This is a genomic window from Aquimarina spongiae (assembly GCF_900141785.1).
In the GTDB taxonomy this organism is placed as follows: Bacteria; Bacteroidota; Bacteroidia; order Flavobacteriales; family Flavobacteriaceae; genus Aquimarina; species Aquimarina spongiae.
In genome coordinates this window covers 355,181-375,734 of the sequence record NZ_FQYP01000002.1, presented here as the reverse complement: position 1 = coordinate 375,734, position 20,554 = coordinate 355,181, and the positions used below count along the sequence as shown (strand labels likewise).

General features: G+C 36.1%; 22 protein-coding genes. 6 read left to right on the top strand and 16 right to left on the bottom strand.

Features of this window, described 5'->3' with window-relative positions:
- Positions 1 to 52 precede the first annotated feature (52 nt).
- The 6 genes from ribH to BUE24_RS06395 all read left to right on the top strand — a co-directional run bounded on the left by ribH (position 53) and on the right by BUE24_RS06395 (position 5,524).
- Positions 53 to 559 carry a 6,7-dimethyl-8-ribityllumazine synthase gene (gene ribH / locus BUE24_RS06420; RefSeq protein WP_073315084.1) on the top strand — a complete coding sequence of 169 codons (507 nt, stop codon included), beginning with the start codon at positions 53 to 55 and terminating at the stop codon, positions 557 to 559.
- A gap of 101 nt (positions 560 to 660) precedes the next feature.
- Complete coding sequence (locus tag BUE24_RS06415; protein WP_073315083.1) at positions 661 to 951, top strand: riboflavin synthase subunit beta; 291 nt, start codon at positions 661 to 663, stop codon at positions 949 to 951.
- Positions 952 to 2,856: a DNA mismatch repair endonuclease MutL gene (gene mutL / locus BUE24_RS06410; protein WP_073315081.1), complete on the top strand. Its 1,905-nt coding sequence runs from the start codon at positions 952 to 954 to the stop codon at positions 2,854 to 2,856. It abuts the gene before it with no gap.
- Positions 2,857 to 3,609, top strand: coding sequence for a rhomboid family intramembrane serine protease (locus tag BUE24_RS06405; protein ID WP_073315079.1), 753 nt, complete (start codon positions 2,857 to 2,859; stop codon positions 3,607 to 3,609).
- A gap of 1 nt (position 3,610) precedes the next feature.
- Positions 3,611 to 4,498, top strand: a complete 888-nt coding sequence (locus BUE24_RS06400) for a rhomboid family protein (RefSeq protein ID WP_073315078.1) — start codon at positions 3,611 to 3,613, stop codon at positions 4,496 to 4,498.
- Between the two features lie 42 nt (positions 4,499 to 4,540).
- Positions 4,541 to 5,524 (top strand): endonuclease/exonuclease/phosphatase family protein, encoded by a 984-nt coding sequence (locus BUE24_RS06395; protein WP_170864564.1) that lies wholly within the window; start codon positions 4,541 to 4,543, stop codon positions 5,522 to 5,524.
- 55 nt (positions 5,525 to 5,579) lie between these two features.
- Here the strand turns inward: BUE24_RS06395 and BUE24_RS06390 are convergent, their stop codons facing one another.
- From BUE24_RS06390 to BUE24_RS06315, 16 genes are all read right to left on the bottom strand, one after another.
- Positions 5,580 to 6,362 (bottom strand): M949_RS01915 family surface polysaccharide biosynthesis protein, encoded by a 783-nt coding sequence (locus BUE24_RS06390; protein ID WP_073315073.1) that lies wholly within the window; start codon positions 6,360 to 6,362, stop codon positions 5,580 to 5,582.
- 90 nt (positions 6,363 to 6,452) lie between these two features.
- The gene (locus BUE24_RS06385; protein ID WP_073315072.1) at positions 6,453 to 6,761 is read right to left on the bottom strand and encodes a DUF6122 family protein; all 309 of its coding nucleotides are present in this window, start codon (positions 6,759 to 6,761) and stop codon (positions 6,453 to 6,455) included.
- Positions 6,762 to 7,385 carry a WbqC family protein gene (locus BUE24_RS06380; protein WP_073315070.1) on the bottom strand — a complete coding sequence of 208 codons (624 nt, stop codon included), beginning with the start codon at positions 7,383 to 7,385 and terminating at the stop codon, positions 6,762 to 6,764.
- Positions 7,386 to 7,427: 42 nt separating this feature from the next.
- Positions 7,428 to 8,996 carry a signal peptidase I gene (gene lepB, locus BUE24_RS06375; protein WP_073315069.1) on the bottom strand — a complete coding sequence of 523 codons (1,569 nt, stop codon included), beginning with the start codon at positions 8,994 to 8,996 and terminating at the stop codon, positions 7,428 to 7,430.
- 52 nt (positions 8,997 to 9,048) lie between these two features.
- Positions 9,049 to 9,747: a 4-hydroxy-tetrahydrodipicolinate reductase gene (gene dapB, locus BUE24_RS06370; RefSeq protein ID WP_073315067.1), complete on the bottom strand. Its 699-nt coding sequence runs from the start codon at positions 9,745 to 9,747 to the stop codon at positions 9,049 to 9,051.
- A gap of 31 nt (positions 9,748 to 9,778) precedes the next feature.
- Positions 9,779 to 10,408 (bottom strand): DUF5683 domain-containing protein, encoded by a 630-nt coding sequence (locus BUE24_RS06365; protein ID WP_244548130.1) that lies wholly within the window; start codon positions 10,406 to 10,408, stop codon positions 9,779 to 9,781.
- Positions 10,398 to 11,312, bottom strand: a complete 915-nt coding sequence (locus tag BUE24_RS06360) for a ParB/RepB/Spo0J family partition protein (RefSeq protein ID WP_073315065.1) — start codon at positions 11,310 to 11,312, stop codon at positions 10,398 to 10,400. The genes BUE24_RS06365 and BUE24_RS06360 overlap by 11 nt, the downstream gene beginning before the upstream one ends.
- Before the next feature lie 6 nt (positions 11,313 to 11,318).
- Positions 11,319 to 12,083: a ParA family protein gene (locus tag BUE24_RS06355; protein WP_073315063.1), complete on the bottom strand. Its 765-nt coding sequence runs from the start codon at positions 12,081 to 12,083 to the stop codon at positions 11,319 to 11,321.
- A gap of 140 nt (positions 12,084 to 12,223) precedes the next feature.
- The gene (locus tag BUE24_RS06350; protein ID WP_073315062.1) at positions 12,224 to 13,105 is read right to left on the bottom strand and encodes an SDR family oxidoreductase; all 882 of its coding nucleotides are present in this window, start codon (positions 13,103 to 13,105) and stop codon (positions 12,224 to 12,226) included.
- A gap of 77 nt (positions 13,106 to 13,182) precedes the next feature.
- Positions 13,183 to 15,312 (bottom strand): methylmalonyl-CoA mutase, encoded by a 2,130-nt coding sequence (gene scpA / locus BUE24_RS06345; protein WP_073315060.1) that lies wholly within the window; start codon positions 15,310 to 15,312, stop codon positions 13,183 to 13,185.
- 119 nt (positions 15,313 to 15,431) lie between these two features.
- Positions 15,432 to 16,064, bottom strand: coding sequence for a hypothetical protein (locus BUE24_RS06340; protein WP_073315058.1), 633 nt, complete (start codon positions 16,062 to 16,064; stop codon positions 15,432 to 15,434).
- 86 nt (positions 16,065 to 16,150) lie between these two features.
- Positions 16,151 to 17,515 carry a methylmalonyl-CoA mutase subunit beta gene (locus tag BUE24_RS06335; protein ID WP_073315056.1) on the bottom strand — a complete coding sequence of 455 codons (1,365 nt, stop codon included), beginning with the start codon at positions 17,513 to 17,515 and terminating at the stop codon, positions 16,151 to 16,153.
- Positions 17,508 to 17,867 carry an FtsB family cell division protein gene (locus BUE24_RS06330; RefSeq protein WP_425290157.1) on the bottom strand — a complete coding sequence of 120 codons (360 nt, stop codon included), beginning with the start codon at positions 17,865 to 17,867 and terminating at the stop codon, positions 17,508 to 17,510. Before BUE24_RS06330 ends, BUE24_RS06335 begins: the two co-directional genes overlap by 8 nt.
- Positions 17,868 to 17,904: 37 nt before the next feature.
- Positions 17,905 to 18,513, bottom strand: coding sequence for a uridine kinase (gene udk / locus BUE24_RS06325; RefSeq protein ID WP_073315054.1), 609 nt, complete (start codon positions 18,511 to 18,513; stop codon positions 17,905 to 17,907).
- Positions 18,514 to 18,570: 57 nt separating this feature from the next.
- On the bottom strand, positions 18,571 to 19,656 hold the full coding sequence (locus BUE24_RS06320) for an anhydro-N-acetylmuramic acid kinase (protein ID WP_073315052.1): 1,086 nt from the start codon (positions 19,654 to 19,656) through the stop codon (positions 18,571 to 18,573).
- A gap of 48 nt (positions 19,657 to 19,704) precedes the next feature.
- A complete protein-coding gene (locus BUE24_RS06315; protein ID WP_073315050.1) occupies positions 19,705 to 20,454 on the bottom strand; it encodes a hypothetical protein in 750 nt (249 codons plus the stop codon).
- Positions 20,455 to 20,554: the final 100 nt, after the last annotated feature.

Below are 20,554 nucleotides of genomic sequence, written 5' to 3'. Positions count from 1 at the left end.
TGATTGTATGAGTAACTCTTAACTCATGATCCTAAACGCTTAACGTAAACGAATGGCTACAGAAAATAAAAATTTATCACAATACGATAAAGCAACAATCCCAAACGCGAAAAACTTTCGGTTTGGGATTGTTGTTTCAGAATGGAACGAAAACATAACTCAAGGTCTTTTTCAGGGAGCTTTTGATGCATTTATTGATTGTGGTGCTATCAAAGAGAATATTGTTCGATGGAATGTTCCCGGAAGTTTTGAGTTGATTTACGGTTGCAAAAAGATGCAAGAGTCCTTTGATATGCTGGATGCAATTATTGCTATAGGATCCGTGATTCAAGGGGAAACCAAACACTTCGATTTTGTATGCGAAGGAGTTACCCAAGGGATCAAGGATTTAAATATCCAAAATGATATCCCAGTAATCTTCTGTGTGCTTACCGACAATAATATGCAGCAATCCATAGATAGATCAGGGGGTAAACACGGGAATAAAGGCACAGAAGCGGCGATAGCAGCGATTAAAATGGCTCAGCTAAGAAAAGATTCCAAATTCTACAAAGAATAATCTTCCATTTAATTTCTTTATTTGGCACAAGTGTTGCTTGATGTTATTGTAATGCTAAAAGCTTTACATTACAATGCATTTTAAGTATATTTGAATACGTTATGGGAATTTTTAAGACAAGAAAAAATAAAAAGTTTAGTTACACGCCAAGGTATTGGGACGATAAAGGAGAAGGTAGCCCTTATCAAATCGGACATAAGTTTGATGAATACCGAAGTACGATTGGTAAGACTGGAAACCTTAAGGATCGTTTCAAAAATGCCTGGAATGAACTAAGACATGAATCAGATAGAAAAATCAATAGAAGAGTTCTTGTTATTTTTATGATCTTACTTTTTGTATTCCTGTTTCTAATAGATTTTGATTTATCCATATTTACTGCAAGACGATAAATGTCTAATATCATACAACTATTACCAGATCACGTTGCTAATCAAATTGCTGCAGGAGAGGTGGTTCAGCGACCAGCTTCTGTAGTAAAAGAATTATTAGAAAATGCGATTGATGCAAAAGCATCGTATATAAAACTAATTATAAAAGAAGCAGGTAAAACCTTAATCCAGGTTATTGATGATGGAGTAGGGATGAGCAATACCGATGCCAGATTGAGTTTTGAGCGACATGCTACTTCAAAAATCAAATCTGCAGAGGATTTGTTTCATCTGGATACCAAGGGGTTCCGTGGTGAGGCGTTGGCATCTATTGCTGCGATAGCCCATGTAGAGCTTAAAACCAAGCAAGAAGGTGATGAGGTGGGTGCCGAAATCAAAATAGAAGGTAGTAAGATTACCTCTCAAGAAGCATGTGTAACACCCAAGGGTACTTCGATATGCGTAAAAAACCTGTTTTATAATATTCCGGCGCGACGTAATTTTTTGAAATCAAATGCTGTAGAGTTACGTCATATTATCGATGAGTTTCATAGAGTGACTATGGCGCATCCGGATATTCGTTTTGATATGTATCATAACGGTAGTGAGATCTTCAATCTGCCGGTTTCAAATTATCGACAACGCATAGTAAACATCTTTAGTGGTAAAACCAATGAAAAATTAGTGCCCATATCTGAAGAGACCGATTTAGTCACCATCAGTGGTTTTGTGGGGAAGCCAGAGTATGCCAAAAAAACTAGAGGAGAGCAGTTTTTCTTTGTTAATCATCGATACATCAAAAGCCCATATTTGAACCATGCGGTAAATGCTGCTTTTGAAGGATTAGTAAAAGAAAAAACGCATCCCAGTTATTTTATTTATTTAGAAGTAAATCCGGAAACAGTAGATATCAATATCCATCCAACCAAAACAGAGATCAAGTTCGAAGATGAACATGCATTATATGCAATGTTACGATCAACGATAAAGCATAGTTTGGGACAATTTAATGTAGCTCCTATATTAGATTTTGATCGGGATGCAACGATGGATACCCCTTATGAATATAAGAATAAGGCAGCTCAGATACCCAAAGTAGAGGTGGACCGTAATTTTAATCCTTTTAAAGAGAGTAGTTCTTCTTCAGCAGGTAGTCAATCTTCTGGAAAGTCTTCATTTTCATCTTTCAAAAAGGAATCAGCCGGTAACTGGGAGAATCTATATGTAGGTTTAGAGTCGGAGGACCCTATAACTTCACCTACTGAAGCCAAAACAGAAAAAGAAGAAGGTTTTTCTACCATAGAATTTGAAAGTGCTGAAGTAACTGGATCCCTGTTTGAAGATGATGAAAAAAAGGATTTGGTGCATCAAAACACCTATCAATTACAAAAGAAATATATAGTGACCACCATCAAAAGTGGAATGGTGATTATACACCAACATCGAGCACATCAACGAATTTTATACGAAGAATTACTTCGTAGTATTACCATGGCTAGCTCAGTAAGTCAACAATTGTTATTTCCGCTTAAAATTTCGTTGTCAAAAACAGAAATGGCACTTTTGGATACCGTAAAAGAGCAATTAGAAAATACTGGATTTGTTTTTGGCGACGACAATTTGGGAGAGCTGGAAATAACCGCGATTCCATCTGTAGTAGGAGAGAAAGAAGTGGGAACACTTTTGGAACAATTGATAAGTGATTTGGAGAATGATGTTCCGGATAGCGGATTTTCTCAAACCGATGCATTAGCAAAATCTATGGCAAAGAGTATAGCGGTAAGAACGGGTACTGAATTAGGTGCAGAACAAATACAGTATTTGGCTAATAGTCTTTTTGCTTGTACCGAGCCAACAATAACACCAGATAATAAGACGACTTTCATCACGTTTTCGGTAGATGAGATCGATAAGAAATTTTTTTAAATGGGGAGAATCACAGAAACAGTAAAAGTCTTACTGATAATTAATATCATTTTTTTTATCGGGTCTATCTCACTTGGTGATCATGCGTTTGAATGGTTAGCGTTGTGGTTCCCAAAAAATGATAATTTTCAGATTTGGCAGATTGTTACCCATATGTTTATGCACGCCGATGCAGGTCATATCTTCTTTAATATGTTTGCTCTATACATGTTTGGAAGCCATTTGGAAAATTCATTGGGACAACGAAAATTTTTATTCGTTTACTTTTTTTCAGGACTTGGTGCAGTTGGGTTTCAAATTCTTTTTACCTATTTTCAGTTTGCGCCAGGTTACCAGGCTTATTTGGAGGCAGGTTTTTCTTCGGCAGAAATAAATACATTCATCCAGGAAACAATTGCTTCGGGTCAATACAAGGTTTACCCTAATATTCCGCAAGAGGTTACCGAGAAAATGATTCGAGCTTATGTAACTCCTATGGTAGGAGCGTCGGGTGCAATTTTTGGAGTTTTGGCTGCTTTTGCGGTATTGTTTCCTAACTTGCCCTTATATATTATATTTATACCAATACCTATTAAAGCTAAATATTTAATAGGAGGATATTTCTTATTGGATCTTTGGGGAGGGATTACAGGACAGGCTATTTTGGGACCTTCTAATGTTGCGCATTGGGCACATATAGGAGGTGCGGTAATTGGATTTGTCACTATGTGGTATTGGAAAAAGAATTCGTTTAATCAACATCGTTGGTATTGATATGACATCAACTAATTTTACATATCAGTTTAAGACTGCAAATATTATCATTAAGCTTATCGTTATTAATGTGGCATTGTTTCTTGTGGCTACATTGGGTTCGTGGATCTTCAAAACCAGTGCTGGTGAGTTGATGAAATGGTTTGTATTGCCTGTAGAGCCTGGTTCTTTGATTGTCCAGCTATGGAGTTTGTTGACCTATAGTTTTTTGCATTTTGGGTTTTGGCATATCTTTTGGAATATGTTGGTGTTGTATTGGTTTGGACAGTATGTATTGAATTTATTTACCGAGAAACGCTTTCTCACTATATATCTGTTGGGTGCCATTTGTGGTGGGTTGTTGTTTGTATTAGCATATAATGTATTTCCTGTGCTATCCGGTACTTTAGCTTATCTTATAGGAGCATCTGCTGCAGTACGAGCGATTATGATTTTTATCGCGGCCTACACACCCAATGCTGAGGTAAGAATTATCTTTTTTAATGTGAAATTGTGGCAAATCGGGGTATTTGTAGTGCTTTCAGATCTTATTCAAATACCGACTTCAGGAAATGCTGGTGGACTTATAGCGCATTTAGGCGGTGCACTATTTGGTTATATGTATGCCGTTCAATTAAAAAAGGGAAATGATATTGGGCTTTGGTTTGAAAAAATAATGGATGGATTTGCCAATATGTTCACCCCAAAAAAGAAAAGCCCACTCAAAACTGTACACAAGTCAAAATCATATACAAAACCTAAACAAAGAACGAGTTCTTCTAAAAAGAAATACGTAAAAACCCCAAATCAAGAGCAAATTGATGCAATTCTTGATAAAATAAGCAAGAGTGGATACGATAGTTTAACCAAAGAAGAAAAGGATTTTTTATTTAAAGCAGGTAAGGAATAGGGGCTATCTATGAGGAAATTAGTAAATAAATTTATCTTTTTGATGAATTCTATAGCGGCGTTTGCGTTGTTGCTATCGTATTTATTGCCCTATGTATCTCCCAAAACTTTTCCTTTGTTATCGGTATTGAGTCTGGCAGTACCCATTTTGATTGTGGTCAATGTTGTTTTTCTCATCTATTGGGTGGTGCTCTTAAATAAAAAAGCAATCCTATCTCTGGTAGTATTGGTATTGGGGATATCGCATGTTACTTCCTTGTATAAAATAAGTGGTAAATCTACCGAAGATACAACTGATGGTATTTCCTTATTGAGTTTTAATGTAAGGAGTTTTAATCGATTCTCATGGATTGATTCCAAAACTATCCCTCAGGATATTTCTGCCTTTGTACGATCAGAAAGCCCGGATATTTTCTGTGCTCAGGAATATTATAACAATCCAGATACCGACTTTTCGCAATATCAGTATAAGTTCGAAGATTTTAACAATGATAATGGCGAGTTGGCGCTGGTTGTCTTTTCCAAGTATCCTATCGTTAATAAAGGATCGCTTCACTTCAAAAAAACAGCAAACAATATTATCTTTTGTGATATCGCTATTCAAAAAGATACATTGCGGATATATAATGTCCATTTACAATCCCATAAGATTAGTTCGAATACCAACCGAATTTCTCAGGAAGACTCGCAAAAGTTGTTGAAAAGAATCCAAATTTCATTTGAACGTCAACAGGAACAGGTTGATGAACTTATTGAGCATATGCGTCAATCTCCTTATAGAAACATTGTGATGGGAGATTTTAATAATTCTGCATACTCTTATGTGTATGATAAAATCGTGTCTGAGGGGCTTCAGGATACCTTTAAAGAAGCAGGGAAGGGGTTCGGTAAAACCTGGGAATTCGATCTTTTTCCTGTGCGTATAGATTTTATCTTGGTTCCAGAAGAATATGAAGTGTTAGAGTTCAAAAATATCCATCAAGAACTATCCGATCATTATCCGATATTTTCTAGAGTGCAATTGTAGGTATAGAGTATGGTCTCTTTGGACTTCTTTTTAAGTCTATTGTTCTAGTTGCTTTTTACAAATCTTCCAATTGGGTTGCTTTGTCTTTCATCATTTTATTTTCCCAATTTGCAGAAAAAGTGGCGTGTTTGTTTTTGGTCATTGCTCTCATTTTATCAATAACTACCTTTTGAAGCTGTTCGGGTAGCGAGTAGAATCTACTGCTAATTTTGGTTAATCTACCGTCGTAATCACTATTTTGATGTCTTACGGTAATTCTTTTTCCTTTGTGATAAATCATCATTTTCATACGGCCATCGGCATAGTCTTCTTGTCCTGTAGTACCATACACCAATATCAAATCGGCTAATCCATCATTATCAAAATCTTTAATTTCTGAGTAGTGATTCCAGAAGAAAATAGACGTTTCCCAATCATTATCGGTTTCATCGTTGATGCTGGACTTCTTTTTTAGGCCATTGCCTTTTTTGGTTAAAATAAGCCCTTGTAATTTGTCGTAAAGTGTATCTCCTTCTTTAGTAATTTCAGATTGATCTTGTGCAAGTGCTACATAATAAGATCCAGCTTCATCCTGATACGAATAGGCCTGACGAATCGGATAGGTCACCTCATATTGACGCTTAATTCTTCGGGTAAAGATACTTGCGGTTTCTTGAGGAGTTAGTCTTTTTGCAAATTTAGGATCCAGGGAAAGCGTATCGCTGTTTTTAAGGGTTATAGGAGTATAAGATTCCTCGGGACTTGTTGTCTGTTCTGCTTCTTTTTTTGGCTCTTTAGATTGCTGTTTACAAGAGAATAATACTAGTGGTATTACCAATACAAGTAAAAATTTATTCATAGATAATAGATTTAGGTTAATGGGGCTTGTTGTACAAGTTTCGTTCTAAATATAATTAATATTTTACAAACGAACTGATATCCAATGTTTTTACATCATCCAGCAATCAATTTGATCTGTGATCATATGCCAAAGTAAAGCTATACCTAATACTCGTGTTTTTGGAAACAGCAGCATTATTGCATATCCAAAAAAAGCGATATAACTATGTAAAGGGTGGAAGTTAATACTGCATCGATCGGCCTCAAAGACAGGTGTTGCCAAAAGGTGGTCCAAATCGACAAGCATAGAGAGTAGAAAAATGAGTGATAATTTTTTCCATTGCTTTGGAAAGAAAATTAGAATCACAACTAGAGGAATAACAAAATGTAAACTATAATGAACAATAGGACGAATCATTTAAAAAATAGTCTGTTGCTCTAAATAAGACAAGGCGTTAGTTCCTTCATTAAAAAGTAAGTCCAGTATGGAAAGATTAGAAATAAAACCGTGCTTCTCACTAAATACTTGGATGTAAGACTGTAGGTCATACGATTTTTCTTTTTTGGCAAATACCAAATTTCGTAAGTCTATACTATCTTCGGGTTGTTCTTGATACTTAGAAGTTTTTGAAAAAGGAGTATCTAACTGCAAGCAGTCCTGAAGCGCCTGAAAGCACTCATGATTAAAATCCAGCAAAAACTCTTTTCTTTTCTCAAAAAGAGGAGCAAATTCATCCTCATAGTATTCAAAAAAGGGAGAGGTTCTATATGCAGTCTCCAAGGATTTCCAATGTAAGGTCTGCCAACTAAAATCGTTTTCAATACGTACATCCCTGTATAATTGTCTTCCTGCTTTCCCAGTATGTTTTATAGGGATGGTTAAAAGTAGTTTTCCATTAGCTCCGTAAATATAGGTGCGATTGCGGTAGGTTTGCTTTTGATAATTATCCTCATTTTCGAAAATAACACCATCAGCCTGTACCAAAGCAACATATTGCGCTATGGAGCCAAAATACATAGGATGTAACAGAACTTTTTTCAATGCCTAGACAGTTAAAATTTGGAAGAACTTAGTTTCTGTGGTTTAAGCTCCTTTTTTTCTTTTTCGATACTGATTATAAATAATCCATCCTGCCAATAGAATCAAGAAATATTTGAAATAAGATACAGGTTCTCCGCTACCTCCAACTGTAGTGAACATACGATCCCATCTTATTTTATTCAATAGTCCCTTGGCATTAGAATCCCAGCTGAACCATACAAAAACTGGTTTTCCTACTACATGATTGGCAGGAACATAACCCCATACACGGCTATCCTCACTGTTATGACGATTGTCTCCCATCATCCAGTAATAATCCTGCTTAAAGGTGTAAGAATCTAGTGGTTTCCCGTTAAGTAGCACTTGAGTTCCGTTTACGGAAAGTTTATTATCTATACCCATTTCAGAGCCTTCATATACTTCAATAATTCTGCGATATAAAGAGAAACTCTTCAGATCCATCTTCACTGTTTTGCCAGCCTCAGGAATATAGATAGGACCAAAATTATCGTTATTCCAATTTACTTTTCCATTGTTTGGGAAAATACTAGGATCTTTTTGTCCTTTTGGAGTGATAACACGTTCTAAGGATGCAACATTTTGATGGTTTTTAAACCTTGCAGCTGCCTTTTCTGTAAGGCCTAAAGCACTAAATTGAGTATTGTTATACCCAAATTCTTTGGGTTTGATCTTATAGCGGTCATAAAGATTTTGTAGATTAAAACCACTCCCTTTAGTGTTTCCAAAATAAGAGAACTGGAGTTGAGCTCTTTCTGGTAACACATTTTGTTTGCCATTAATATGCACAAAACCATCAACCACGGATAAAGAGTCCCCTGGTATACCTACACATCTTTTTACGTAATTTGATTTTTTATCGATGGGTTTGTAGTAACTTTTTTTGGATCGATCTCTAAAAAAGCGAACCGTATCTATTGGCCAGCTAAAAACGACAATGTCATTGCGTTTGATTTTCTGAAAACCTGGAAGTCTGAAATATGGATATTGTGGCTTGCTTACATAGGATTTTGTCTTTACCAATGGTATGGTGTCATGTACCATAGGAAAAGAAACTGCAGTCATAGGGGTGCGCGCTCCGTAATGAAATTTACTTACAAACAAAAAGTCACCAACAAGCAATGTTCTTTCTAATGAACCTGTAGGAATAGTATATGGCTGCATAAAATATGTATGTACGATAGTAGCAGCTACTACTGCAAACAAAATGGAACTTATCCATTCTCCTGTTGAAGTCCTAGGCTTTAAGCTCCGGTTTTCAATGTATGTTACATCTTGAGCATAGTTTATATAAAATATATAAAACCCAAGAGTTACAACGACCAGAATGGTATCTGTTGTGGAGTTTCTACCAAAACTTCTGATAGTTTCTACCCAAATCACAGGAAGCATAATGACATTGATAACAGGTATAAATAGTAGAATAACCCACCACCAAGGTCTATTGATGATCTTTGTCAAAACTACTGCGTTGTATATAGGAACAATTGCTTCCCAAGCTTTTCTACCCGCTTTTGTGTATAATTTCCAGGTTCCTAAAAAGTGAATCACCTGAAGTACTAGGAAAAATATAAGCCATTCTGTGAGCGCCATAAGTATTTATTTTTTTAGTATATGTACCCTATATTGGAAAAGTGTTACGTTTTTATAGACCTAAAACGTCTTTCATTCCGAAAACACCGGTTTTATCCTTCAGCCATTCTGCTGCAACCACCGCACCTAAAGCGAAACCATGTCGGTTATGAGCGGTATGAGTAATCTCTATATCATCTACTTCAGAAGAATAAGTAACGGTGTGTGTTCCAGGAACTTGTTCTATTCTTTTGGCAACAATAGGTATAGTGTTTTGGTCTCCTTGATCCAATTGCCATCCTGTTTTATTAGTATTGTCTATGATTCCTTCTGCAAGGGTGATAGCTGTTCCACTTGGTGCATCTAATTTTTGAGTGTGATGAATTTCTTCCATAGCTATTGAATATCCTTCTACAGGATTCATCATTTTTGCTAGTCTTTTATTGAGTTCGAAGAAAAGATTGACACCCAAACTATAGTTAGAAGCATAAATAAAAGCGCCCTTTTTTTCTTTGCATAAGGAGATCATTTCTTTATAATGATCGAGCCATCCTGTGGTTCCCGAAACCACGGGTACTCCAGCCTCAAAACAATTAGAAATATTAGTCACCGCCGCTGTTGGGATACTAAAATCGATAGCCACATCAGCTTGGGATAGATCGTAATTAGAATCGTCTTTATCTACTTTAAGTACTATGGTATGGCCCCTTTCTGTTGCTATTTTTTCAATGGTTTTACCCATCTTGCCATATCCTAGTAATGCAATTTTCATGTGTGTTGGTTATTATAAAAATGAATTGATCTTAAAAATTAAAGTTCAAAGTAACTCCATAATTGGGAGTAAAATCAAATTCGTTAAAATTTATTCCTGGTTTTAGTGAAAGATCGTCTGTAATATTATATTGTTGTAAATGAGCGGTAACGTTAGCGTCAACTATATTTAATAAATATGCCGCAACAGTCAGTAATAATGATAACTCCTGATCTCTTCTAAAACGTTCTTGTAACGATATAAGCTGCTCGTTAGAAACTAGTATTTCACCGGTTTGCTGGTTTATAAAACGGTCATCGGTAAAACCTGCTAATCGTCTTTTAAAAATATCTCTAAAATCGTTATAATTTCTATTGTTATCGAGATAAAAATAAATTCCAGTACCTATGGCAGCATATACAATAGGGATTTTCCAATATTTTTTGGTGTATGCTTGGCCCAAACCAGGAAGTACAGCAGAGTAAAAAGCTGCTCTGGCAGGAGCTAAAGGTTCGTAAGGTTGAATTCTCTTTTCCCTTCTTTCCTTTTTTCTATCTCTTTTTTTCTTTTTGACAGCTACTTCTTCAGTAGTAACTTTTAGTTCTTCATCCTCTTCTTGCGCAACTGCGGTATGAAAAGAGAAGAGTACAAAAAAAATGATATAACAATGTTTAATTTTCACTATTGATGAGTTTCTTTAACCGGTTAAAATCCTCTTGAGAAGAGAAGGGTATAATCAATTTACCACTTCCTTTACTGGAAACTTTTACATCAATTTTTGCGCCAAAATACTCAGAAAACTCTTTTACTCCTTTTGCAATATCTTTTGGTAATTGCGAAGGAGTTGTAGTGGTGGATTCAGAAGTTGAGTTTTCAGAAGGATCCTTTAAGGATTTTACCAATTTTTCTGTTTCACGAACCGAAAGTCCTTTTCCAATTACCTTTTCGTAAATATCTAATTGTTGTTGGTTGTTCTCTAAGTTGATCAAAGCACGTCCATGCCCCATAGAAATAAAACCATCACGCATTCCTGTTTGAACAATAGGATCTAGTTTCAGTAACCTCAAATAGTTTGCGATTGTAGATCTTTTTTTACCTACGCGATCACTTAATTGCTCCTGAGTTAAACTGATTTCATCAATCAGGCGTTGATAAGACAAAGCAATTTCGATAGGATCAAGGTCTTGTCTTTGAATGTTTTCTACCAAAGCCATGGTCAGAGACTCATGATCGTTGGCAATCCTGATATATGCAGGTATTGTTTTTAAACCTGCCAATTTTGACGCACGGAAACGTCGCTCTCCACTTACAAGCTGATAACTGTTAAAGTCTAATTTTCGTACCGTAATAGGTTGAATAACTCCAACTTCTTTTATCGATGTAGCTAGTTCACGTAAGGTTTCATCATTAAAACTTGTACGTGGCTGAAATGGATTTACGTCTATACTTTCCAATTCAAGCTCTATAATATTCCCTACAACCTTATCTGCATTTTTATCATCAACAGATTTGATATCATTCTCTGGATCTTTCAAGAGTGCAGATAATCCTCTTCCTAATGCCTGTTTTTTTGTTGCCTTCGCCATGTATCCTTAACTGTTTTTCTTTATAATTTCGTGCGCCAAACTTAAATAATTACTAGCTCCTTTACTAGCTGCGTCGTAATTAATAATACTCTCTCCATAACTTGGGGCTTCACTTAAACGAATATTTCGCTGGATGATTGTTTTAAAAACCATCTCATTAAAGTGCTTCTGTACTTCTTCTACCACTTGATTAGATAAACGTAATCTAGAATCATACATGGTTAATAACAACCCTTCGATATCCAGATTGGTGTTGTGTACTTTTTGTACACTTTTTATTGTATTCAGTAATTTACCAAGCCCTTCTAGCGCAAAATATTCACACTGTATTGGGATCATAACCGAGTCCGCAGCAGTCAGTGCATTTAGTGTCAAAAGTCCTAATGATGGAGCACAATCAATTAAAATATAATCATATTCGGATCGCAACTCTTCGATAGCCTTTTTCATCATATACTCTCGATCATCCTTATCTACAAGTTCAATTTCGATTGCAACCAGATCAATATGCGCAGGAATAATATGTACATTCGGAGAGGTAGTCTCCAAAATTGCTTCTTGAGGTTTTATGGTATGCTCAAGAATTTGATACGTTCCATTTTCGACACTTTCTACATCAAGACCTAGTCCCGAGGTAGCATTAGCCTGAGGATCGGCATCGATTAGTAACACTTTCTTCTCCAGAACACCTAGAGAAGCTGCTAAATTAACTGAGGTGGTAGTCTTTCCTACACCTCCTTTTTGATTGGCAATCGCTATTATTTTACCCATTTGGGGAGATTTGGTTTTTAAGCGATAAAAATACGATTTATTATATATTATAAAAATGAAAAATGTTAACAGTATGGACAAAAAAGGACCATTTGCCTTTGCAAATGGTCCTGAGTAATTTATGAATTGTTAATAACTACTTATTTCTTGTTTTTTGATCGGATGGAAGCCTCTAGCATATCCCACATCTGTTCAGGCACTAGCTCTAGCATGTTAAACTCACCAGCTCCTTTAAGCCATTCTCCACCATCAATAGTCATTACTTCACCGTTTACATAGGCAGAAAAGTCAGAAACCAAATACGCGGCAAGATTAGCTAACTCCTGATGATTACCAACTCTTCCTAGCGGTACTTGTTTGGTAATATCTAACTTTTCTTTAAGTTCATCGGGCATCAAACGGTCCCAGGCCCCTTTGGTAGGGAATGGTCCAGGAGCGATAGCGTTGAAACGCATTCCATACTTTGCCCATTCTACAGCCAAAGATCTTGTCATTGCCAGAACACCAGCTTTTGCCGTTGCACTAGGTACCACATATGCAGATCCTGTCCATGCGTAGGTAGTTACGATATTTAATACAACAGTATTTCTATATTTTGTATCGATCCAATGTTTACCAAAAGCCAAAGTACAGTTTTTGGTTCCTTTAAGAACAATATCAATAATGGTATCAAATGCATTCGCAGATAAACGTTCAGTAGGAGAAATGAAGTTTCCTGCAGCATTGTTTAACAATATGTCCACAGAACCAAACTCTTTAATCACGGCATCTCTCATAGCTTCCACCTGGTCGATATGTCTCACATCACATTGAAGAGGAAGACAAGTGCCTCCAGTCTCGTCCTCGAGTTCTTTGGCAGTGGTCTGTAATTTTTCAAGATTACGAGAAGTGATAGCTACCTTTGCACCAAGTTCTAAAAAGTACTTGGTCATGGATTTTCCTAGTCCGCTACCTCCACCAGTAACAACGATATTTTTTCCTTCTAAAGCTCCATCACGAAGCATTTTGTCTGTATAACTCATTGGTATATGTAATTTCTATATTTTGGGGAAGTTACGATATTATTCCTGAAAAACTATGCACGCATAGTATTTTGTATCTATTCAAAAGTAGAAATTAGAATTTCTAAAATAGTGATCGCTGCATTACTAATCTTTGTGCCAGGGCCAAACACAGCTACTGCCCCTGCATCAAAAAGAAAGTCATAATCATCAGGAGGAATCACACCACCTACAATAATCATGATATCTTCTCTTCCGTATTTTTTGAGTTCCTCTACAATTTGAGGTACCAGTGTTTTATGACCACCTGCCAACGAAGATACTCCAACGATATGTACATCATTTTCTACGGCTTGCTTTGCTGCTTCTTTTGGGGTTTGAAAAAGTGGACCAATATCTACATCAAAACCAACATCGGCATAACCGGTAGCAACTACCTTGGCACCTCGATCATGACCATCCTGACCCATTTTGGCAATCATAATTCTGGGTCTACGTCCTTCTAGCTCAGCGAATTTGTTGGCTAAATTTCTTGCTTTATCAAAAGACTCATCATTTTTTATTTCTTTGGCGTACACTCCGGTAAACGATTTTATTTCTGCTTTATGCCTACCAAATTTCTTCTCCAGAGCATCACTGATTTCTCCTAGTGTAGCTCTCAATCTGGCAGCTTCTACTGCTAAAGCTAACAAATTTTGATCATCATCTGCAGCACCAGTAGTTAAATTCTCAAGTGCTTGTTGTACTTTTTGTTCGTCCCTTGAGTCTTTTACTTTTTTAAGACTCTCTAACTGTTGATTGCGAACCGCTTGATTATCTACTTTAAGGGTGCTGATGGCTTCTTCTTCCTCTAGTCGATATTTGTTTACACCAATAATAAGGTCTTGTTCACTATCAATACGCGCTTGCTTACGGGTCGCTGCTTCTTCGATTCTCATTTTTGGGATACCTGCCTCAATGGCTTTGGTCATTCCACCAAGTTCTTCTACTTCTTCTATCAGTTTCCAGGCTTTTTTAGCAATATCATTGGTAAGTGATTCTACATAGTAACTTCCAGCCCATGGATCTACTGTACGGGTGATCAATGTTTCCTCTTGCAAAAAGATCTGTGTATTTCTTGCAATTCTAGCAGAGAAATCCGTCGGTAATGCAATCGCTTCATCCAAAGCATTGGTATGCAAACTCTGCGTTCCTCCAAAAGCAGCAGCACTGGCTTCGATACAAGTTCTTGCCACGTTATTGAAAGGATCTTGTGCAGTGAGACTCCAACCACTGGTTTGACAATGGGTGCGGAGCATCAATGATTTAGGGTTTTTAGGATTAAACTGCTGTATGAGTTTGGCCCATAGCATACGAGCAGCTCTCATTTTTGCAATTTCCATAAAATGATTCATTCCTATAGCCCAAAAGAAAGATAGTCTTGGAGCAAAAGAATCTACATCCAAACCTGCTTCAATACCTTTACGAATATATTCTAATCCATCCGCCAGAGTATATGCCAGTTCGATATCGCAAGTAGCACCAGCTTCTTGCATGTGATAACCCGAAATACTAATCGGGTTGAATTTTGGCATGTTTGCAGAACAATACTTAAAAATATCACTAATAATGCGCATCGAAGGAGTAGGAGGATAGATGTATGTGTTTCTAACCATAAACTCCTTGAGGATGTCATTTTGAATGGTACCAGAAAGTAGATTTTTATCCACGCCTTGTTCTTCTGCAGCAACAATGTAAAAGGCCATGATGGGCAGTACAGCTCCATTCATAGTCATCGATACCGACATTTTATCCAGTGGAATTTGATCGAAGAGCACTTTCATGTCTTCTACAGTATCTATAGCTACTCCAGCCATTCCTACATCACCAACTACACGTTCATGATCACTATCATAACCTCGGTGTGTAGCCAAATCAAATGCTACAGACAGTCCTTTTTGTCCAGCTGCTAGATTTCTTCTGTAAAAAGCATTACTTTCTTCAGCAGTCGAGAAACCCGCATATTGCCTAATTGTCCATGGACGTCGAACGTACATGGTTGAATAAGGACCTCTTAGATAAGGCGCTATACCTGCACTAAAATTAAGGTGTTCAAGGTTTTCGATATCACTATTTACATATGAAGATTTGATTTCGATACCTTCAGACGTGGTAAAAGTGTTAACTGTTGAATTGGATGTTGATGATTCTTTGGATAGTTGTATATGTTGTATGTCTTTTCTACTCATTGCCAATTTAACCCGTTTGCCATAAAAAAATTAAACAGGCCATAAAATTAAGCTTTTAAAAGTGATTTTTATTCAAAAAAGGTGTCTGATTTACTTTCAGAATTGAAAATACTGAAAAATTAACCAAAAGCTTTTTCGATCACCATAAGAATAGAATAGTAAATATCAAAAGCGATGAAGTTCTTGATTTCTACTCCGCGAAATTCTTTATCGGGGATATAATAAATCTTTTGAGCAATCAAAGAAGTGCTTACATTTCCATCTAGTTCTAATGCATTTACGATCTCCTGAAAATCATCACTATCACTAGAATTTTTTAAGCATTGTATAAAACCACCACGATAGTTAAATATTAGAATTTCTTCTTCATTTTTTTTGTTAACACTAGTAGTGGGGTATGATTTTCTATACGCTTCATGATTTTCGTATTCGCTGAGTTTGATCCAAATGGAGTTTTTGTTGTTGGCGACTTTCTTGAATTGACGTGCTAACTGAATAGACCTTTCTGAAGGCAACTTTCTGAGGTCAATAGATAAACTGGCCACTTCTGCTAGAAATGTTCTATAGGTCTTTATAGAATCTGTGCCAAACTTGTAGTGAGTAAAAATATCCTTTTCAAAAGATTCGTATGCTCTTTTGATAATTCCAGAGTCATCTACATCATGACAATAATATCTTGATTGAGCAGACGAAATTTGGGCGGATACGATCAAGCAAATGACGAAGATCCTAGATCCAATCTTTAGGGGCATTGATTTAGATTTAGTAATGTTAGTGTATAGGCTAAAATTTATAATTATGTATGCAAGTTAACAATTTGTTAGCAAATATTAACGTTTTAATGCATATTTTTCTCCATAATCTCACTTAATCGCCGTTTTATCACTGGTTCAAGAAGGGTTTTTCTTACATTTCTTTCTAAAAAGACGGATTTTTGAAATGTAGGTGCCGTTTCTTCTTGATTTTTATACTTGTTAGTTCCGGTAAGAACAATTTTTTCCTGATCAAAAAGTTCCTGCTCTTTTTTTGCAGATTCTTTTATTTTTTTCTGAATGGTACCAGATTTAAGTTGATGTAAAAAACCTCCGTTTTCTTCGATATCTTTAAATAAAGAAAGTGCTTTTTCCGCCAACTGATTGGTTAAACTTTCGATATAATAAGACCCTGAAGCAGGATTTTCTACTAGATCAAAATAACTTTCGTTTTTTAAAATCAATAATTGATTTAAAGAAATTCGGGTTCCAAAATCATTATCCAGATTGTAAATGTCATCATAACGGAGGTTGTAAATGAAATCTGCGCCTCCCAAGATCCCACTCATACACTCAGTAGTGGTACGTAACATGTTCACATTATAGTCTAGGATAGTTTTGTTACGATGAGAAGGATAAGCAATAATGCTACAATCTTTTATTGCCCCGTATGCCGGAGCCAGAGATTCCCAAAGCAATCGCAATGCACGTAACTTGGCAATTTCAAAGAAATAATTACCACCAATAGCTACTTTGAATACAACTTTGGACTGTTTTAACGGGTTTTGTTCCTTATTGTCAAAATGATTCAGGTACTCGTTGGCATGAGCCAGACCATAAGCAAGTTGTTGTATCATGGTTGCACCAGCATTCTGGTACAATCCGGTATCTATGCTAATACAACTTTTTAAAGTATCACTTTTTGCTATTTGTTCTAAGGTTTCATGGTCTTGGTTAAGGTTATTAAACCAATTTCCAGTTTCTGCTAATCTATTGATGATATCCGTAAGGATATAAATATCTAGCTGCTGCTCTTTTGCGATGTTCTCGATGCTTTGGATATATGCTTCAGAAAGAAAACGGGTTTGCACAAAAACAGAAGTTGCTTTGGTAATGTTTTGAAATAGGGTAGCAGGATCTACTTGTTCATCGGTAATCACAAAAAAGATACTTTCTGCCCCTTTTTTCAAAGCATCCTCAACTTTTTGATTTCCAGTATTGGCATCTTCAACTTCTATCCGAATCGAATTTTTCCAGTGGGTAGGATGAGCAATCGTATGATCGATATCCGAGATATCCTCTTCATTGTAAAAAGGTTTGATATCTATACTTTCTAAAGACTTATAAATTAAGGCTTCATTATAATCTGCACCTTTTAAATCAAACTGAATTTTTTGTTTCCATTGTTTTGCAGAAACTTCATCGAAACTTTCAAATAGAGATTTAGTCATCTTTTTTGTTTTTGGGTAAACTGTCTTCATATTCGATGATATAGATTTCTTCATCGTCACGTTTCATAAAATACTCTTCTCGAGCAAATTTTTCTAGCTCACTGCTATCTTTAAGGGTTTTGATATCCTTTTGATCTTTTACAATTTCTTTGATATAATATTCTTTATTGTTCTCGAGTTCCTGGATTTCTTCATCCAGTTCGCGATGTATAAGCCAGGAGTTGGTATCCAGAAAAAGCATCCAGATCACAAAAAGCAATATGATTAGCACATATTTATTGAGAAATATGGCAAAAATCGGTATAAGTGCCGGTTTGTTTTTTAATTTCTGAAAATAACTTTTTAGCTTCAATCGGTGTAAGAATAATATTGGTGTAAAGGTACAAAAGTTAATTCAAGCGTTCTTTAATAATTGTACGAACAATATCAACAGCTACATTGTTGTAATGATTATTTGGGATGATCAGGTCAGCAAATTCTTTGGTAGGATCAATAAATTGTTGGTGCATGGGTTTGAGGGTGTTTTGGTATCTATCCAAAACTTCGTCCATATCCCGACCGCGTTCCGCAATATCCCTCTTTAACCTTCTTATCAATCTTTCATCACTATCGGTATGTACATAAATTTTTATGTCGAACATGTCCCTGATTTCTGGGTTGGTAAGAATCAGAATACCTTCTACGATGATTACTTTACTAGGTTTTGTAGAAATGGTTTCTCCGGTTCTATTGTGTTCTACAAAAGAATACACCGGCTGTTCTATAGTTTCTCCTTTTCTTAGAGCCATCAGATGTTGTCCCAATAATTCAAAATCAATTGATTGAGGATGGTCAAAATTAATCTGAACTCGTTCGTCATAAGAAAGATGACTGGTGTCTTTATAATAGGAATCTTGCGAAATGACGCATACTTCATTTTCTGGAAGTTCATTCACGATTTGATTCACAACCGTAGTCTTTCCGCAGCCAGTTCCTCCGGCAATACCAATAATTAACATTGTACTTTATTTTTCGGCAAATTTAAAGAATGCGATTTAATCTTCGTCATAAAATTTTCATGCCGGATTGTAAATAACTCCGGAAGAAGAATCCTGAGTGGCTCCGGTCACTGATTTTAGGCAGTTTACTTCGTTACGATCTTTTAAAACCCCCAAAAATCCAAAAACCATGGCCTCTTTAAAATCTATGATTACAGTAGGGGGGATGTTAATACTAACAATACCCTCTAACTTTTGGCTAAGCACTTTAATCAGATACTCATTTTTTGTACCGCCTCCTGTGATTAGCATTTTTGGATTAGCCTTTTTTACCTTTTTAATCTCGTTGGCAATTTGAAACGCAATATGATGAACCGCGGTATGCAAAAGGTTGGTAGCCGTATCTTTGGTATTGTTGATGATAGGTATCACTTGTTCTTCAAACCACTCATAACCCAAAGATTTAGGAAAAGGTTGCTTGTAATAGTTCAATACATTTAGGTTCTCAAAAAATTCAGCGTTTACAATACCTGTAGCTGCTATTTTTCCTCCTTTATCATATTCCAGATCAATGGATTTACAAATGTGATTGAGTAGCATATTGGCCGGAGAGATGTCGTAAGCAATTCTTTTGTTTTGATGCTGAAACGAAACATTACTAATCCCACCCAAATTGAGACAAAAGTCATACTCACTAAATAACAATTGATCTCCGATCGGAACCAGAGGAGCCCCTTGTCCACCATGAATCACATCGTTGGTCCTGAAATCACAAATAACTTTTTGTCCTGAAGCATTTGCCAAATGCTGACCAGATCCAATTTGATAGGTCAAGCCGATATCGGGTTGATGAAAAACAGTATGCCCATGGCTACTGATAAAATCTATATCAAGACGATGTTGGGTAATAAAGGCTTTGGATTGATTACCTAACCAGGTACCGTATTCGTTGTGGAGTGCCAACAGTTGTATCGCACTTAAATGGATTGCATTTTTTAGCTTTTGTTTTAAGGTTTGCGAATAGGCGATATCACTGGTTTTTTCGATAGAAAAAGTCCAGCGATGATTATCCTTAGTAAAATGACAATACGCAATATCTAATCCGTCTAGAGAAGTTCCAGACATTAATCCTAATACTTTGTATGTGCGAGGGGAGTTATCCATACGTACAAACTAACAAAATAATTTTAAGGATTTGATCTTCTTTACTTGCTATATTTTGGTAATGTATTGCAGATCGAATGACTCTGGATTGATCTCAGGTAATGATTTTTTGTAATAAAAATCAATGATTTGGTTTTCGAGATAAGGTTTTATGGCTGCAATGTTGTTATCATTGTATAGTCTATAGACATGAACAGCTGCAGATTTTTTGAATGCCCCCATAAGTTCGTCAGGGTGTTTTACAATTTCGATGGTATCATAGTTCTCGAACTTTCCTTTCATCCATCGGTGGCTGGCTAATTTGGTTTGGCTATCGATCAATTCTTTTTTGAGCTGGTCAAACCTTTCAATATCAGAATAATCTTCTTTCATATAGCGATCCAAAGCTACTTTGGCCTTGGTAAATTGTCTTTCAAACTTAAAATCCACCACATACATATCTTTTTTTACCTTTCTTACTACCTGATACAATGCGTTTTCATATATATTGGCAAAATCTTCATAAGCATACAGAGCGTCCAAAAAGATATAAGCACGTTTTTTATAGTATTTAGGAATAGGCTGTTTTTTAGTGGCTATAAAAAGAGAATGAAGTTCCTGTTCAATTTCTTCGGGAATATTGGTGAATTTTGAATCATTTTTCAGCTTACGCAACTGAGAGGTAATTTGAAGCCTGGTTCCTTTATACAGCTCAGATTTATATTTGAATCGATATCGATTAGGAGATTCGTCATAAGAACTTTGAGCACTTACGGACAAGGTGATTAAAAAAGTAATAAGAAGTGTCGAGAACCTCATAATAGTAAAATTGGTCGTACTAGTTGTTAGGTCAAGTTCTCTATTGCACGATGGGGATTATGCAATACACTAATCATAACGTAAGATACGCCATATTTGT